Origin of the sequence: Pedobacter sp. Leaf132 (assembly GCF_920984695.1) — a bacterium.
Taxonomy (GTDB): domain Bacteria; phylum Bacteroidota; class Bacteroidia; order Sphingobacteriales; family Sphingobacteriaceae; genus Pedobacter.
Window position 1 is genome coordinate 247,127 of the sequence record NZ_CAKLBO010000002.1, and the last position, 17,969, is coordinate 265,095.

Consider the following 17,969-nt stretch of genomic DNA (forward strand, 5'->3'; position numbering starts at 1 on the left):
GAGAAAAAAATTGTTTGTTAATAATTGAAATTCTTGTAAAATTATGTTATTTTGGATAGAAAAATAGCATCGCATATTTTATTACACAAAATGGACGTGAAAAAGTCGTTATTTGATAACCTACAGAATTTTTTTGGGTTTGATAATTTCAAAGGTGATCAGGAATCGATCATTACAAATATTTTAGAAGGCAATAACACATTTGTTATAATGCCAACGGGTGGAGGGAAGTCTATTTGCTATCAATTACCGGCTTTAATGAGCGAAGGAACAGCTATTGTTATTTCTCCATTAATTGCTTTGATGAAAAATCAGGTAGATCAGTTAAGAGCATTTGGTGGAAATGATAGTATTGCACATTTTCTAAATTCATCCCTAAATAAATCTGAAATTACTCAAGTAAAATCTGACCTGCTAAGCGGGCAGACCAAACTATTATATGTTGCGCCAGAATCTTTGGCTAAGCAAGAGAACATTGAGTTTTTAAATCTGATAAAAATTTCATTCGTTGCTGTTGATGAGGCACACTGTATATCAGAATGGGGGCATGATTTTAGACCAGAATACCGAAAAATTAAACAGGTTATTGCCGGTTTAGGTAATAACATTCCAATTATTGCTTTAACAGCTACAGCTACACCAAAGGTTCAGCAAGATATTATGAAAAACCTTGGCATGTCTGAGGCTACTTTGTTTAAATCATCCTTTAACCGACCGAATTTATTTTATGAAATCCGCCCGAAAAGGGATATAACAAAGGAAATTATTAAATATATCAAATCTAATCCTGGTAAATCGGGTATTATTTACTGCTTAAGCCGTAAAAAGGTAGAAGAAGTTGCCGAAGCTTTAAACTTAAACGGAATTAGTGCCTTACCATACCATGCTGGGTTAGAGCCGAAAGTTCGGGCAGAAACTCAGGATAAATTTTTGATGGAAGATGCAGAGGTAATTGTAGCTACAATTGCTTTCGGGATGGGGATTGATAAACCTGATGTACGTTTTGTTATACACCATGATGTGCCTAAAAGTATGGAAGGCTACTATCAGGAAACCGGCAGAGCTGGTCGTGATGGTGGTGAAGGCGTTTGTATTGCTTTCTACGCACAAAAAGATGTTGATAAGCTTGCCAAGTTTATGAAAGATAAACCAGTTGCCGAGCGTGAAATTGGTACACAGATACTTAAAGAAGTAATTGATTATGCCGAGTCCGGCGTTTGTCGACGTAAGCAGATTTTACACTACTTTGGAGAGAATTTTAATGAAACCGGTTGCAACTGCATGTGCGATAATTGCAAAAAACCTAAAAAGCAGTTTGATGCTGAAGAGCAATTATCAACCTTGTTAAAATTTATTAATACCGCTGGAGAAAAATTTGATGATGCACATTTGCTGAATGTATTTTTAGGTTTAGAAACGGCTCAAACCATCGCTTATGAGCATAGTAAGTTGCCTGAATTTGGAATTGGCAAGCAAGATGGAGAGTTACTTTGGAAATCAGTTATCCGCCAGGCAGTTTTAAACAATTTTCTTTTTAAAGATATTGATAATTATGGTTTATTAAAATTAACGAAACAGGGAAAAGATTTCATCATCAATCCTTACAGCTTAAAGTTTATTTTAAATGAGCTTATAGAAACTAATGTTGCTGATGATGAAGACGATGTAAAACAAGGCACCGGAGCTTTAGATACTCATTTGCTACAGTTGCTAAAAGATTTGCGTAAGAAAATCGCGAAGCAAAAAAATGTTCCACCTTTTGTAGTTTTTCAAGATCCATCTTTAGAAGAAATGTGTACGCACTATCCAATTACTTCTGAAGAATTGAAACAGATTTCTGGTGTTGGTTCGGGTAAGGCCATGAAATTTGGGAGTCCTTTTATCGAACTGATTAAAAAATATGTGGAGGATAACGACATTGAGCGCCCAATTGACCTGATTATCAAAACCCAGGCGAATAAATCGCAAATGAAAGTATCTATCATCCAAAATATTGACAGGCAGATTGGATTGGAAGATATTGCAGATTCTAAAGGCATAACGTATGAAGAAATTCTGAAAGAAGTTGAATCGATTGTAAATTCTGGTACCAAACTAACTTTGAATTATTTTATTGATGAAGTGATTGATGATGATAGGCAGGGTGAAGTTTTTGATTACTTCCGTGCTGCAGAAAACGATTCGATTGATGATGCACTAAATGAGCTGGGAGAAACAGATTACACCCGTGAAGAGATTCAATTAATGCGAATTAAATTTATGTCAGAACTAGGAAACTAGCTGTGATGTATGATGGTACATGTGAGATGGATGATGTGTCCTTTCGGTTATCCGTTCTGACATCTTCCATTATCCATCTCACATCTTCCATTTTCCATTCTCCCTTTTCCATCATCCATCTACCATTTTACATAACCTATCAAAATGCTTAACTACTTACACAATATAAAAAATACAGATTCGGGTAATTTCTTTTTAATGGCTGGCCCTTGCGCTATTGAGGGCGAAGACATCGCCATGCGTATTGCAGAAAAAATTATTACGATTACGGATAAACTTCAAATTCCTTACATTTTTAAAGGCTCATATCGCAAAGCGAACAGGAGTAAAGGCAGTTCTTTTACTGGCATTGGCGATGAAAAGGCGTTGAATATTTTAGCAAAAGTTGCCAGGGAATTTGGCGTGCCAACTGTAACAGATATTCATGAAAGTGATGAGGCTGCTATTGCTGCTGCTTACGTTGATGTTTTGCAAATTCCAGCTTTTCTTTGTCGGCAAACAGATTTGTTAATTGCTGCAGCTGAAACGGGTAAGGTGGTAAACGTGAAAAAAGGTCAATTTTTATCTGCAGGTTCAATGAAATTTGCAGTAGAAAAAATTAAAGAGGCTGGAAATGATAAAGTAATTTTAACCGATCGAGGAAACACTTTTGGTTACCAGGATTTAATAGTTGATTATCGCGGCATACCGGAAATGCAGAGTTTTGGTGTTCCTGTTGTGATGGATTGTACACACTCTTTACAACAGCCAAATCAAAGTAGCGGCGTAACTGGTGGTAAGCCCGAATTAATTTCTACAATTGCAAAGGCTGCAATTGCTGTTGGTGCTGATGGTTTGTTTATCGAAACCCATCCCGACCCGGCAAATGCAAAATCTGATGGCGCAAATATGTTGCACTTGGATTTACTCGAAGAAACACTTAGCAAATTAATCCGTATCAGACAAGCAATTTTGTAATTGTGGCGAATCCCAACGTCTTCCTTACTGCCGAATGGCGGAAATTAGCATTAGCTCAATATGCTGTTGATGCAGAAATTCTGAAAAAATATTTACCTGCGAATACAGAATTAGATGATTGGCAAGGTAAATATTATGTTAGTTTGGTTGGTTTTATGTTCGTTAACGTAAAGTTGAGGGGCTTTAACATCCCTTTTCATACCAATTTTGAGGAAGTAAATCTTCGTTTTTATGTTAAATTTAAAGATGGCAATGAGTGGAAGCGAGGTGTAGTTTTTCTAAAAGAAATTGTGCCATTACCTGCGATTACTTTTGTGGCTAATACAATTTATAAAGAACATTACCAAACTTTACCCATGAAACATGCTTGGATTGAGCATAAGCAAGAATTAGAGGTTGAATATCTTTGGAAAAATAAATTATGGAATAAATTTTCTGTCTCGGCTTCATCAAAAGCTGAGCCAATTGCAATTGGTAGTGAAGAAGAATTTATAACCGAACATTATTGGGGTTACACCAAGCTAGGTGTTAACAAAACATCAGAATATGGTGTAGAGCATCCTCGTTGGGAAGTATATCCAATTAAAGATTACAAAATTGATGTGGATTTTGGCGTGAATTACGGACCTGATTTTGCCTTTTTAAATAATGCAAATCCAGATTCTGTAATGCTAGCTGAAGGTTCTGAAATCAGGGTTTTAAAAGGGAAGAAGTTTTAGGTTTTACTATCGCCTTAACAATGTTAATTTTCTTTCGTAAAAGTTTAAACGATGTCTTTAAAACGATCGTTATTGCGAGAAACTATTTTTCATAGTTTCGTGGCAATCTTACTTAGTTGAGCAAATCTCACAAAGTTAGCATCACATGATTTTGTTCTAGCCTGGCAGGAATTTTCCTTTGACAACAAAAGAAACAAAGCCGAGCATTTCTGGGAGTTCATTAATGCAATTAAAATAATAGAAACGGGTTAATAATTGCCGGCTGAAAATTTTTGTATAAAAGTAAGTGTTTCGGCTTTGACAGCTCATCCCAATTCCGTAAGTTCGGGATATTAGCCCGGTTTAAAGTGAAACGAAGAGTCGCTGCTTACGCTTAGCTAAATGTCCAAATACCAGAAATTAATATCCTTGATTATTTCATATAAAAGGAACTATTGTGCATTAATGAACTTGTCTAAGCGATTATTATTTTAGTGTTAACGTTCTAATCAAAGCCATAACTGTTGCAGTAATTTTAAATTTTAGTAATTACAAAAGATGTTCTGCGGTTGTTTTTTCTCCCAAACTCTGTTTTGTTGTCTGCAATCGGTTTACTTGCACCAAATCCATTAAAAGTAAGTCTTTTTGCTTCTATATTATTTTTCAATAAATACTCATACACAGCATTTGCCCTGTTAAAGGATAATTTCTCATTCAATTTAGCATCGCCAACATTATCAGTATGACCTTGAATTTCAATATTTACTGTTGCATTTTGATTGAGAAAATCAATCAATAAATCTAACTCTTTAATAGAAACGGGCAGCAAATTAAACTTATTGGTATCGAAGAAAATATTCCTCAGCGTAACATTTCCGCCTTGCTTTATTTTTTCTATCGATACTTCAATTAGATAAGGCTTATTGATATCCCCGGTTTTTAACTCGAAATTTTCTGAATAAAACAGGTAACCATCTGCATTAACATTAAACAAATAATTGCCTCCAATTGGCATTACGGCTAAAAACTGACCTGTTTCAGCATCGGTATAATCATCAAAAACAGTTTTATTTGTTTTTAAATCAATAACCTGAACATTACTTTCAATCGTTTTTTTAGTGTCTTTATCTCTCACAATACCTTTTACATACGATATTTTTAACGGCTTTGCCGCTTCGGGGATACCAAAACTGTAAATGTCTTGTCCGCCGAAGCCATTTTTAAGATTTGAAGAAAACATTCCGAAGTTACCATCGGCACTTACAATTAAGCCGCTTTCATCCTCAAATGAATTCATTGGATAGCCAAGGTTAACCGGCTGTTTAAATTTGCCAGCATCATCCATACGGTTATAGTAAATATCTTTATTTCCAAAACCCGGCCAGCCATCAGATGAAAAATAAAGTGTTTTTCCATCAGCATGAAGAAATGGAGTGTTTTCATCATTAGCCGTATTAATTTCTGGTCCAAGGTTGATGGCAGGTCCCCATTTTGCATCATCGGTTATGGTACTTTTCCAAATATCATAACCGCCAGAACCACCCGGCCGATTGCTAATGAAATATAAAGTTCTACCATCCGGACTAATCGCGGGTTGCGATTCCCAGTACTCAGAATTAACAGGTTTGCCAATGTTATAGGGTTCACCCCAATCTTTTCCTTCGCGATGAGAAACATAAATATCGCATCTTCCTAAACCATCCGGGCGATTACATCCCGTAAAAAATAAATATTTTCCATCAGGAGATATGGTTTGTGCACCTTCATTATATTTGGTCGTATTGATTCTGGTTGATAGTGGCGTTGCCAGATTCCATGAATTATTTTTGAATTGTGAGGAGTAAAAATCTTCGTTTCCATTTACCTGACGTGTAAAAATTAAGGTTTCGCCATCAGCAGTTAAGGCTGGAAAATACTCTGAATCTGTAGTGTTTACACCTTCGCCAAGATTTATTGGTGAGTAACTAACAGGTTTTTTAATTGCTAGGGCGGCAAAATCACAATCTAAAAGATATTTCTTCGCTTTACCCGCTCTTGCGGATGAACCATCTAAAGCTAAAAACTCAAAAAAATGTTGTTTTGCTTTGTCAAATTCTTGTGTTGCAAATTCTACTTCTGCAAGGTTATATATTACTTCTGGAGCTACTTTACTATTAATTTTAATAGCTTTTTGATAAGATAATTTTGACTCGGCATATTTTCTTTGCAACTTATTTACAGCAGCCAGCAAAAAATATGCATTTTGAAAAAGTGGGTCGGCTTCTGTAGCGCTTTTTAAAACCCCTTCGGCAGAGGCGTAATCGTTTTTGTCGATGTATGGTCCGGCTTTCTCAAAAAAAGATTGTGCTTTTCTATTTGAAGAATTTTGAGCAAAACAAAAAGCGCTAAATGAGCTAAAGAGTAAGAGAAACCAGCATTTCATTACATTAACATTTGGTTATCAAAGCTAATGTAAACTATTTAAGGAATATTTAAAAATTTGTGCGTCTGCAATGAAATTTCCCATTTTGGGTTAGCCATTACGTATTCAATAATCATTGGCGTAATTTCTTTTGATTTCGACCATTCTGGCTGTAAATATAATTTGCAGGTAGGAGATACCATTGCCGCATATTCCTCTGCCCATTTAAAATCACTTTTGTTAAAAACTATAACTTTTAATTCATGTGCAAAAGGCGTGATGTCTGGTCGCGGTGCCTTAAATTTTTTAGGTGATAAACAAATCCAATCCCAATTGCCAGATAAAGGATATGCACCAGAGGTTTCTATGAAGGTTAAAATTCCTCTTTCTTTAAGTTTATTAGTTAAATAATCGAGGTTATAGATTAAGGGTTCGCCACCTGTAATTACAACAGCTTTCCCCGGAAATTTATCAGCATTTTCTACAATAACATCAGCAGGCGTCAACGGATGCATTTCTGCATCCCAGCTTTCTTTAACATCACACCAATGGCAGCCAACATCACAACCGCCTAAACGAATAAAATATGCTGCTTTTCCTGTGTTAAATCCCTCGCCCTGTATTGTGTAGAACTCTTCCATTAATGGAAGTAATGTGCCGTCTTCTGGTATTTCTTGTTTCATTTTTGAGCTTGCAAATATCCAAAAAAAATATGGTGTAATCGTTTCTGGTTTAAAAAATTAATGTAAAGATGAAAGAACACTGATATTTTAGTAATAATTTAGCTTAATGAAGTGGATAAAAGCCTTGCAAAAGAATCAAATTCCGGGTAGTGGAGATATAAAAACGGTTGAGGTAAATGGTAAACAACTTTGTATCATCAACAATGAAAATAAAATTATTGCAACTCAATCATCATGTCCACATGCGGGAGGTCATTTTTCTGGTGGATGGTGTAAAAACGGAAATTTAATCTGCCCGATTCATCGCTATGCTTACCACTTAGAAACCGGAAGAGGTGCTGAAGGTCAAGGCGATTACATTAATATATATCCTACAGATTTAAGAGAAGATGGTTTATACGTAGGTTTTGAAGAAAGCTGGTGGAGCAAGTTGTGGAACTAATATTACCCGTTTACTAAAGTCATCGGTATGAAAATTATGCGGGACTGAAAACTTATTCAATCAGTTGTTCGCATTCTTTGCCGTCAGATTCAATAGACGGATTATCAATTCATTAAGTGTCTTTTAAAAAACTCCTGGCAATTCAATACTTCAATATCAGCGAAATAAAAGTCTTCAATATCTTCTGTTATGATACATTTGCAACCAGCAGAATCGGCAGCATAATATTCTAAACCATCTTCAAAATCGTGAATGGATTTATTTGCCAGAGTATCAAAAACACCCATTGCCGAATTTGGTGCAATTTTAATATGTTGACAAAGCAAATCTATTTTCTGCTTAGCCAATTGAGATTTATGTTTCTTTTCGGCAAAATAAAAAGCGATTGCTAAGCAAAGTGGCGACGTATAAACATCAAATTTTGGGTGCGATGCTAAGCTCAAAATCCTGGAAGAGTAAGTAAAAAGTGGATACTCTTTATTGAGTACAGAAACCAGAACATTTGCATCTAAAAATATTTTCATTTATTATTTTTTAGAAGAAAAGAATTCATCTTTTGAAGCCTTCCGACCAGCTTTCACGGTTTTTTTGTATTCTACTTCGCCCTCGGCAACCATACTTACCCATTCAGAAATGGGGTAATCTTCAAGAGATTTGTAATCACTTGATGTTACTTGAACTAATAAATGCTCAATTAAACGAGATAGGCTAATATTGTTATCAGCAGCATATTTCTTAGCTTTTGTAACTACGTCCTGGTTAAAGCTTAGAGTTAGTTTCGAATCCATAACAGTTCATTTAAACTCAAATATAATAATTTTACGTATAATAAAAAAAATTTACACGTAAAAAAAGGAATTCAATTATTTGAATTGCTTTTGTGATTTTTATAACAATAGGTTTTACCCTAAACCCTAAACCTTTATATCTTTTAGCTAATTATAGATTTCTTTTCTAGCCGATGCTAATGTATTCTTCAATAAACCTACAATTGTCATTAAACCAACACCACCTGGCACTGGTGTAATGTATGATGATTTAGGCGCAACATTTTCAAAATCGACATCGCCGTAAAGTTTAAAGCCAGATTTTGTTTCAGTAGAATTTTCGCGGTTAATACCAACATCAATAATTATCACTCCAGGTTTTACCATATCAGCGGTAACAAAATTCTTTTTGCCTATTGCTGCAATAATAATATCTGCCTGTAAAACTTGCTCTTTTAAATCCTTCGTACGCGAGTGCGTAAGGGTAACCGTACAATTACCCGGGTTTGCGTTACGAGCCATTAAAATACTCATCGGACTACCAACAATATTACTTCTGCCAACTACAACGCAATGCTTTCCAGTAGTATCTATATTGTATTCTTGCAACATTAATAAAATGCCATAAGGAGTAGCGGGAATAAAACAAGGCAAGTTACGCATCATTCTGCCCAAATTTACCGGATGGAAACCATCCACATCTTTACGGTAATCAATTTTTTCGGTAACTTTTTCAGGGTCGATATGTTTTGGTAAAGGTAATTGAACAATTAAACCGTCAACGTCAGCATCTTGATTAATTTCTTCAATTTTAGCTAGTAATTCGACTTCAGTAACTGAGTTATCATATCTGTAAAGCGAAGATTTAAAACCTACCTTTTCACAGTTTTTCATCTTGCTGGCAACATAAGTTTCGCTACCGCCATCATTACCAACCAAAATGGCAACTAAATGGGGTTTTCTGCCGGTTTTACTCAAAAATTCAGCAGCTTCTTCAGCAATTTGCACTTTAACTTTTTCTGATACGTATTTTCCGTCTAGTAATTTCATTTCTAAAGTATCGAGTAGTAAGTATCAAGTATCAAGTAGAAAATTTGTCTTGCTACCTGATACTTGTATCTTGATTCTATATCTAATCTAATCCAATTTCAAAACTGCCATAAACGCAGATTGTGGAATTTCTACGTTTCCAACCTGGCGCATACGTTTTTTACCTTTTTTCTGTTTCTCTAATAACTTACGTTTACGAGAAATATCGCCACCATAGCATTTAGCCGTAACATCTTTACGTAAAGCACTAAGCGTTTCGCGGGCAATAACTTTTGCACCGATTGATGCCTGTATCTTAATTTCGAATTGCTGACGAGGGATTAACTCTCTCAGTTTTTCGCAAATTTTCTTTCCGAAATCGTAAGCATTACTGCGGTGAATTAATGATGATAAAGCATCAACTGGCTCATCATTAATCAGCATATCTAAACGAACCAAATCCGATTTTCTATAGCCAATTTGATGATAATCAAAAGACGCATAACCTTTTGAAATTGTTTTCAGTTTATCATAAAAATCAAATACAATTTCGCCCATTGGCATTTCAAAAACCAACTCAACTCTATCTGATGTTAAATAAGATTGATTAACGATTGTGCCTCTCTTCTGAATACAAAGCGACATAACAGGACCGACAAAATCGGCTTTTGTAATAATGTTTGCTTTGATGTATGGTTCTTCAACAGAATCTAACTTACTTGGATCTGGTAAATCTGATGGGTTATTAACGAAAATTTCGTCACCTTTAGTTGTATGAGCAATGTATGAAACGTTAGGAACAGTAGTGATTACCGTCATGTCGAATTCACGCTCCAAACGTTCCTGAATAATCTCCATGTGCAACATTCCAAGGAATCCGCAACGGAAACCAAAGCCCAATGCAGCAGAACTTTCAGGTTCGAAAACGATAGAGGCATCATTTAATTGCAGTTTGTGCATCGCTTCGCGAAGTTCTTCAAACTCATCAGTATCAACAGGATAAATACCTGCGAAAACCATTGGTTTTACTTCTTCAAAACCTTGAATAGCTCCTTCTGCTGGTCTTGCGGTTGTAGTAATGGTATCACCAACTTTAACCTCTCTAGCTTCTTTAATGCCCGAAATAATGTAGCCTACATCGCCGGTTTTAACCACATTACGTGGCGACATATCAAGTTTTAAAATGCCAACTTCATCAGCTAAATATTCTTTACCAGTATTGATGAACTTAACTTTATCACCTTTTTTAATCTCTCCGTTTACAACTTTATAGTAAGCAATAATACCTCTGAAAGAATTAAAAACTGAATCGAAAATTAAAGCTTGTAAAGGCGCTTCAGGCTCACCAACAGGAGCAGGTACGCGGTCTACAATAGCCTGAATAATATCAGGAATACCCATTCCCGTTTTACCCGATGCAGGAATAATATCCTCACGTTTACAGCCAATTAAATCAATAATCTGGTCTTTCACTTCCTCAGGCATCGCCCCAGGCAAATCCATTTTATTTAAAATCGGTATAATTTCAAGGTCGTGCTCAAGCGCTAAATATAAGTTCGAAATTGTTTGTGCCTGTATGCCTTGCGATGCGTCTACAATAAGTAAAGCACCTTCGCAAGCCGCTATAGATCGCGAAACTTCATAAGAAAAATCTACGTGTCCGGGTGTATCAATTAAGTTAAAATTATATTCAATATCACCAACTTTGTAGTTCATTTGTATGGCATGACTTTTAATAGTAATGCCTCTCTCACGCTCCAAATCCATATTATCGAGCAATTGCGCCTGCGCCTCACGCTGCGAAATCGTCGCGGTATATTCTAATAACCTATCGGCCAAAGTACTCTTACCATGGTCAATATGTGCAATAATGCAAAAATTACGTATATGCTTCATCTTTGCGCAAAGATATGCTTTTTAATGGAAAATTTAAGGTCGAAAAGATGGCCGGATTTTTAAATTTCTGAAAAGCGAAAGCAACAATTTTTTGGTTGCTGCAGTCCTGCTTTTCCTGCCCGTCCCGCAGGCGGGCGTTACAATCTTTTTATCATTGTGTTATACTCAAAATTCCGTCATTGCCAACCTGCGGTTGGCGGCGAGGAGGAACGACGCGGCAATCTATTTCTGTAGATTACCAAAAAGGATTTCCACTACAATGAGGTACTTAGCAACAAGACAGAAGTTCTTCTAAATGTTTTCTTTCTAGATACCTAAATTATTTTTGCCACGGAAACACAGAAATCATGGAATTTGGTTAATCTACTATTTCCAATCCATTTGTGTTTATCCCGTTTATCTGTGGTTAATTAAAAAAAAATAATTCCATGTAAATCCGTGTCTCCGTGGCAAACTAAAAAAGTTAAACCATCGTTTTCTTCCATTTACCTTTTTTAAACAAGATAAAGGCAGCAATGGCAATTCCGGCTTCTGCACTCGGTATAGCAATAAAAACACCGGTTGGGCCCATTTCTAAATATTTCGCTAAAAAATAAGCTAATGGAATTTGAAAAAGCCAAAACGCAAAAACATTAATTTTTGTTGGTGTCCAGGTATCGCCAGCACCATTAAACGCACTGCTAAAAACCATCGCCGAACCATAGATAACAAAGCCAATGCTTAAAATTTTTAAGGCTCTGCTTGCAATCTCTATCACTTTAACATCAGAAGTAAAGAAAGATGCAAATAAATGACCGCAGGTTAAAAATACCACACTAACCACAGCCATAAAAATAATAATGTATTTTAAGGTTTGAAAAACCGATTGTTCGGCTCTACCAATATGGCCAGCGCCTAAATTTTGACCAACCAATGTTGCTGCTGCATTACTCAAACCCCATGCTGGTAGTAAGAAGAACATCATTAACCGAAGTGCCGTTTGATAACCGGCAGAGCCTTCGTCACCACCGGTTGTGGCGACTAATTCTGCAAGAAAGACCCAACTGCAACTTGCTATAACAAATTGAAAAATAGCCGGTGCAGCAATTTTTACAATAGCTTTAATTTGCTCAAAATCTGGCAGGAAATGACTGATTCGAATTTTTAAGGCATTTTTACCGTTGAATAAATTGTAAACCTGATACGATACACCCAAGCCTCGACCAATCGTTGTTGCAATCGCCGCACCGGTTAATCCAAATGCCGGTATTGGTCCGAAACCATTAATAAAAATAGGGCAGAGAATGATGTTTGCAATATTAGCAATCCATAAACTTCTCATAGCGATGGCTGCATTTCCGGCGCCTCTAAAAATTCCATTAATTAAGAAAAGTAAAACGATAATTATACTTCCGCCCATCATTATGCGGACAAAATTTACACCATGGTTTGCAGTTTCTGCAGAAGCACCCATTAATAGTAAAATATCTTTAGCATAAATTACACCTGCAATACTTATTAGAATATTTACGGCAACTGCAATTACAATGGTTTGCATACCTGCTTTTGATGCAGCTTCCGGATTTTTTTCGCCAATTCTTCTGGCAACTACGGCTGTTGCGGCCATACTTAAACCTATTGCCAATGAATAGATAATCGTTAAAACTGATTCTGTTAGCCCTACAGTTTGTATAGCAAGGCTGCTGTTTTCTAAATGACCAACAAAATATAAATCAACTAAAGCAAAAACTGATTCCATAGCCATTTCCAACATCATTGGAATAGCTAAAAGAATAATTGCTCGTTTAATGCTGATTGAAGTTAAATCAACTTCATTACCTTTTAACGATTGTACGAGTAGCTCGAAAAAAGAAGATAGTTTGCCCTGCGCCTTAGTTGACTGTGACATATATTGATATTATGAAATGTAATGAATAAACCAAAATACACTAAAAAGCGCTTATAATCTGTAAAAATGGGAGGGAATCCTTGGTTTTTTAAAACCTCAAACGGATTGCAGATACTATCATGGTTTTTTCCTTTTGATGTGGTAAAGATAAATAAAATTTTAATTTCTAATTATTTTTTTGCCACGGAAAGATGGAACTCACGGAATTATATTTTTTCAAAGATGAGTTTATTTGCTTCGATTCGTGAAGATACGAACCTAAGTGTGGGATAATCTAATAACGAATCGTCATTTCGACTGGAGCGCAGTCCCGAACATTCGGGAGAGAAATCTTTGAATATTGATTTAATCAGCTTCAAAGATTTCTCGGCTTCGCTCGAAATGACGGTTTAATTAAACATGACTAAATACTATATGCTTTAATCATTTCATCTGTAACCTTCGTTCCGCGGTTTGTATTTAAATCAATTAACACATAGTCGAAAATACCATCAGAGGCGATTTTACCTGTTTTTTTATTAATGATTTCGAACTGAACGGCACAGCCTTTATCATTCATAGTTAAAATGCCTGTTCTAATCAGCATTAAATCGTTCATTAAAAGTGGGCGTTTGAAATTAATTTCTACCCGACTTACTACCCAGCCTAAACCTAATTTAGTAAAATGTTCCCAAGGCATTCCATAGAATTTCTCCATTTGCTCGTAACGGGCAGCTAATACATAATCAAGGTATTTGCTGTTGTGCACATGGTTGAACATATCTATATCATCAGGACGTACACGTAATTCGCTTTCGAAAATGCTAAATTGATTCTTTTCCAAGGGTAAATGTTTTGTGCAAAAGTATGGTTTTTAATATTAGATGTATTTTAAGTTTTTTGTAATTTTAACTTGTGAGCAGATTAAAAATGTATAATTCAAACATAGAAATGAAGTAATTGAAAGATAGCGTGAATCAAAATTCCTCTCTCTTTCGGTAGTAGATAGGTTTTTTGAACTAATTAAACTGAATAAGTAGCTGCTTTGATGAACGGAGGGTAACCTCTAAAAGTTCCTTAGGAAAAAGGGATTGTGATTAGAAGAAGCGCTGGTTAAAAACTAAGTTTCTTTCACAATCTTAAGTGTATAAACCCGACTTAGCGGAAATACTTTTTGCAACATTTTCCAAATAAGATTGCTTCGTCGTTCCTACTCGCAAAGACGACAAAGGAAGTACGGTAAGCAAAAAGATTGCAGCGAGGGCGGGAGTGTAGCAACCGATGGAAAACAGAACCTTGCTTTCCAAATAATCAAGCGATTAGCTTAAAAAAGCTATCTGCAAATTACACTTGCTTATAACCAAAAATACCTTATCTTTGCGCCACATTTAATTAATTTTTACACTTTAATATTATTCAAGAATGTATTTAAGTCCAGAAAAGAAAGCCGAAATCTTTAAACAACACGGCGAAGTTGAAACCAATACTGGTTCAGCAGAAGGTCAGGTAGCGTTATTTACATACCGTATTGCGCACTTAACAGAGCACTTAAAGAAAAATCGTAAAGATTTCTCTACACAGTTATCACTTCAAAAATTAGTAGGTAAACGCCGCGGTATTTTGGCTTACTTATACAAAAAAGATATTGAGCGCTACCGTGCTATCATTAAAGCTTTATCGCTTCGTGATATCATTAAACAAAAATAAGCGAATTTTATCAGCAAAAGCCATTCTTTCGGGAATGGCTTTTTACGTTTCCTGTTAAATATTTTAGCAAGATTTACTTATAGATAAGCGATTATGTCTTATCTTCGTTTGCAAAACAAATACATATATAAACAACGGTGTGTAGAAAGAGGAAAACACACCATAATTCTATTTAAATGAATGTAATAAAAAAATCGTTCGATTTGGGCGATGGCAGAATTGTAGAAATTGAAACTGGTAAATTGGCTAAACAAGCTGATGGTTCGGTTGTAGTTAAAATGGGCGATACGATGTTGTTAGCAACGGTTGTATCTACTGTTGGTGCTAAACCAGGAACTGATTTCTTACCATTATCGGTTGATTATCAAGAAAAATATGCGGCTACTGGTCGTATTCCAGGTGGGTTTTTACGTCGCGAGGCAAGATTATCTGATTACGAGGTTTTAATTTCTCGTTTGGTTGATAGAGCTTTACGCCCAATGTTCCCAAGTGATTATCACTCTGATACACAGGTGATGATTTCATTAATTTCTGCTGATAAAAATATTATGCCAGATTGTTTGGCAGGTTTAGCTGCTTCGGCTGCATTATCGGTTTCTGATATTCCTTTTAATGGTCCAATTTCTGAAGTACGTGTTGCTAAAATTGATGGTAAATTGGTAATCAATCCATACGCTAGCGATTTAGAGCGTGCAACTTTAGAATTTATGGTTGCTGGTTCGGCTAACGATATCGGTATGGTTGAAGGCGAGTGCGATGAAATTCAAGAAGATGAAATGGTTGAGGCTTTAAAATTTGCACACGCTGCAATTAAAGTTCAATGTGCTATTCAGGTTGAATTAACCGAAGCTACTGGTAAAACAGTTAAACGCGAATATAGCCATGAAGACCATGATGCTGATTTAAAAGCGAAGGTTTATGCTGATACTTACGATAAAGTTTACGCAGTTGCGAAATCTGGTTCGAATAAAGATGAGCGTAAAGTTGGTTTTACTGCAATTATTAATGAGTTTTTTGAGGCAATGCCAGAAGATACAGCAGATTTAACTAAAGCAATGGCTAAACATTATTACCATGATGTGCAGTACGATGCGATTAGAAATTTATTGTTAGATGAAGGCATTCGTTTAGATGGTCGTAAGACTACAGAAATTCGCCCTATTTGGAGTGAAGTTGGTTATTTACCAGCAGCACACGGTTCGGCGGTATTTACACGTGGCGAAACTCAATCTTTAACATCAGTTACTTTAGGTAGCAAAGATGATGAGCAAATGATTGATGGCGCTTTCTTTAATGGTTATCAAAAATTCTTGTTGCACTATAATTTCCCAGGTTTTTCAACAGGAGAGGTTAGACCAAACAGAGGCGCTGGTCGTCGTGAAATTGGTCACGGTGCTTTAGCACAACGTTCATTGAAAAAAGTTTTACCTGAAGGCGAAGCTAATCCATATACAATCCGTGTGGTTTCTGATATTTTAGAATCAAACGGTTCATCATCAATGGCAACTGTTTGTGCTGGTACTTTAGCACTTATGGATGCAGGTATTAAAATCAAAGCGCCCGTTTCTGGTATTGCAATGGGTTTAATTACTGATGAGAAAACTGGTAAATATGCAATCCTTTCGGATATTTTAGGTGACGAAGATCACTTAGGTGATATGGATTTTAAAGTTACTGGTACTGAAAACGGTATTGTTGCTTGCCAAATGGACTTAAAAATCAATGGTTTATCATACGAGGTTTTAACTAAAGCTCTATTACAGGCTAAAGAAGGCCGTTTACACATCTTAAATGAGATGAAGAAAACAATTGCTCAGCCTAATGAAGACATGAAGCCACATGCTCCACGTATTGTTTCTATCACTATCGAGAAAGAATTCATTGGTGCAATTATCGGTCCTGGAGGTAAAATTATTCAGGAAATGCAACGCGAAACTGGCGCTTCAATCTCTATCGAAGAAGTTGATGGTAAAGGTATCGTAGAAATTTTCGCTGATAATAAAGCGGCAATTGATGCAGCGGTTACTCGTATCCGTAACATCGTAGCTAAACCAGAAATTGGTGAGGTTTACCAAGGTAAAGTAAAATCAATTATGCCATTTGGTGCATTTGTTGAGGTTATGCCAGGTAAAGATGGTTTATTGCACATTTCTGAAATTTCATGGGAACGTTTAGAAACTATGGATGGTGTATTGAAAGAAGGTGATAAAATCGAGGTTAAATTATTAGACATTGATAAACAAGGTAAAATGAAACTTTCTCGCAAAGTTTTATTGCCTAGACCAGAAAAACCAGCTGCGCCAAAAGCGTAATAAGGTAGATTGTCATCCTGAGCTTGTCGAAGGATAAATAATACAAACCCTTTCAGTTTACTGAAAGGGTTTTTTGTTTTATTTAAAGCGAACTTAGTTCTTTCTGATTTAAAACTTTCAGACTTGTTTTGTAACTTGCCTTATTAGTGAAATTATATAACTAATTCGTAATTTCAAGGCACGAAGCAGTCTCCTAAATTACTCTCGTTTTAAGATTGCTTCGTGCCTCGCCATGACGAAAATATAAATACAAAATGAAACATATTATTGCGCCATCCATACTTTCTGCCGATTTTGGTAATTTACAACACGATATAGAAATGATCAATCAAAGTGATGCTGATTGGTTTCATGTTGATGTGATGGATGGTGTGTTTGTTCCAAATATTTCATTTGGTTTCCCGGTGATGGCAGCTGTAAAAAAACATGCTGAAAAGCCTTTGGATGTACATTTAATGATTGTAGAGCCAGATAAGTTTATTCCAGAATTTGCAAAAGCTGGTGCAGATATGATTACAGTACATTATGAAGCATGCACCCATTTAAATAGAACAATCCAGTTAATAAAAGCATCTGGATGTATGGCTGGTGTTGCCTTAAATCCACACACGCCAGTCAGTTTGCTGCAAGATGTTATAGAAGATTTAGATTTAGTTTTAATTATGTCTGTTAATCCGGGTTTCGGCGGACAGGCTTTTATCCATAATACTTACAAAAAAATTAAGGATTTAAAGCAATTGATTAAAGGCGTAAATGAAAATTTGGTTATTGAAGTTGATGGCGGTGTTGGTTTACAAAACATTGGTGCATTGGTATCTGCTGGTGCTAACGCTTTTGTCGCCGGCAATGCAATTTTCGCAACGGAAAGTCCTACTGAAACCATTTCAAAAATGAAACAATTAACAACTAGTAGTGTGAGTATCTAATTGT

Annotated in this window: 15 protein-coding genes; 7 read left to right on the forward strand and 8 right to left on the reverse strand. The window is 35.9% G+C overall.

From position 1 onward, the window contains the following. Window positions 1-90 precede the first annotated feature (90 nt). The 3 genes from recQ (at window position 91) to LUA86_RS04870 (ending at window position 3,956) form a co-directional block, all read left to right on the forward strand. Entirely contained in the window at window positions 91-2,280 is a 2,190-nt protein-coding gene (gene recQ, locus LUA86_RS04860) for a DNA helicase RecQ (protein ID WP_231459947.1), read from the forward strand. Window positions 2,281-2,424: 144 nt separating this feature from the next. Further along, window positions 2,425-3,237 (forward strand): 3-deoxy-8-phosphooctulonate synthase, encoded by an 813-nt coding sequence (gene kdsA, locus LUA86_RS04865; RefSeq protein ID WP_231459469.1) that lies wholly within the window; start codon window positions 2,425-2,427, stop codon window positions 3,235-3,237. 2 nt (window positions 3,238-3,239) lie between these two features. Next, window positions 3,240-3,956, forward strand: a complete 717-nt coding sequence (locus LUA86_RS04870) for a YqjF family protein (RefSeq protein WP_231459470.1) — start codon at window positions 3,240-3,242, stop codon at window positions 3,954-3,956. Between the two features lie 514 nt (window positions 3,957-4,470). On the opposite strand, the gene LUA86_RS04875 is transcribed toward LUA86_RS04870, so the two are convergent. After that, the gene (locus LUA86_RS04875) at window positions 4,471-6,357 is read right to left on the reverse strand and encodes an OmpA family protein (RefSeq protein ID WP_231459471.1); all 1,887 of its coding nucleotides are present in this window, start codon (window positions 6,355-6,357) and stop codon (window positions 4,471-4,473) included. Between the two features lie 38 nt (window positions 6,358-6,395). After that, a complete protein-coding gene (locus LUA86_RS04880; RefSeq protein WP_231459472.1) occupies window positions 6,396-7,019 on the reverse strand; it encodes a 7-carboxy-7-deazaguanine synthase QueE in 624 nt (207 codons plus the stop codon). 106 nt (window positions 7,020-7,125) lie between these two features. Between LUA86_RS04880 and LUA86_RS04885 the strand changes: the two genes are divergently transcribed. Continuing rightward, complete coding sequence (locus LUA86_RS04885; protein ID WP_231459473.1) at window positions 7,126-7,461, forward strand: Rieske 2Fe-2S domain-containing protein; 336 nt, start codon at window positions 7,126-7,128, stop codon at window positions 7,459-7,461. A gap of 104 nt (window positions 7,462-7,565) precedes the next feature. Here the strand turns inward: LUA86_RS04885 and LUA86_RS04890 are convergent, their stop codons facing one another. The 6 genes from LUA86_RS04890 to LUA86_RS04915 form a co-directional block, all read right to left on the reverse strand. Then, entirely contained in the window at window positions 7,566-7,985 is a 420-nt protein-coding gene (locus tag LUA86_RS04890) for a PIN domain-containing protein (RefSeq protein WP_231459474.1), read from the reverse strand. Window positions 7,986-7,988: 3 nt separating this feature from the next. Next, on the reverse strand, window positions 7,989-8,249 hold the full coding sequence (locus tag LUA86_RS04895; RefSeq protein WP_231459475.1) for a DUF6364 family protein: 261 nt from the start codon (window positions 8,247-8,249) through the stop codon (window positions 7,989-7,991). 147 nt (window positions 8,250-8,396) lie between these two features. Then, entirely contained in the window at window positions 8,397-9,278 is an 882-nt protein-coding gene (locus tag LUA86_RS04900) for a bifunctional 5,10-methylenetetrahydrofolate dehydrogenase/5,10-methenyltetrahydrofolate cyclohydrolase (RefSeq protein WP_231459476.1), read from the reverse strand. Between the two features lie 87 nt (window positions 9,279-9,365). Continuing rightward, window positions 9,366-11,153, reverse strand: coding sequence for a translation elongation factor 4 (gene lepA / locus LUA86_RS04905; protein WP_231459477.1), 1,788 nt, complete (start codon window positions 11,151-11,153; stop codon window positions 9,366-9,368). 463 nt (window positions 11,154-11,616) lie between these two features. Beyond that, a complete protein-coding gene (locus tag LUA86_RS04910; RefSeq protein WP_231459478.1) occupies window positions 11,617-13,041 on the reverse strand; it encodes an MATE family efflux transporter in 1,425 nt (474 codons plus the stop codon). 403 nt (window positions 13,042-13,444) lie between these two features. After that, window positions 13,445-13,864 (reverse strand): thioesterase family protein, encoded by a 420-nt coding sequence (locus LUA86_RS04915; RefSeq protein ID WP_231459479.1) that lies wholly within the window; start codon window positions 13,862-13,864, stop codon window positions 13,445-13,447. A 578-nt stretch (window positions 13,865-14,442) separates the two neighbouring features. Between LUA86_RS04915 and rpsO the strand changes: the two genes are divergently transcribed. The 3 genes from rpsO (at window position 14,443) to rpe (ending at window position 17,965) form a co-directional block, all read left to right on the forward strand. After that, complete coding sequence (rpsO, locus tag LUA86_RS04920; protein ID WP_025146265.1) at window positions 14,443-14,727, forward strand: 30S ribosomal protein S15; 285 nt, start codon at window positions 14,443-14,445, stop codon at window positions 14,725-14,727. 176 nt (window positions 14,728-14,903) lie between these two features. Continuing rightward, window positions 14,904-17,039, forward strand: coding sequence for a polyribonucleotide nucleotidyltransferase (gene pnp, locus LUA86_RS04925; RefSeq protein WP_231459480.1), 2,136 nt, complete (start codon window positions 14,904-14,906; stop codon window positions 17,037-17,039). Between the two features lie 254 nt (window positions 17,040-17,293). Further along, window positions 17,294-17,965, forward strand: a complete 672-nt coding sequence (gene rpe / locus LUA86_RS04930) for a ribulose-phosphate 3-epimerase (RefSeq protein WP_231459481.1) — start codon at window positions 17,294-17,296, stop codon at window positions 17,963-17,965. Window positions 17,966-17,969: the final 4 nt, after the last annotated feature.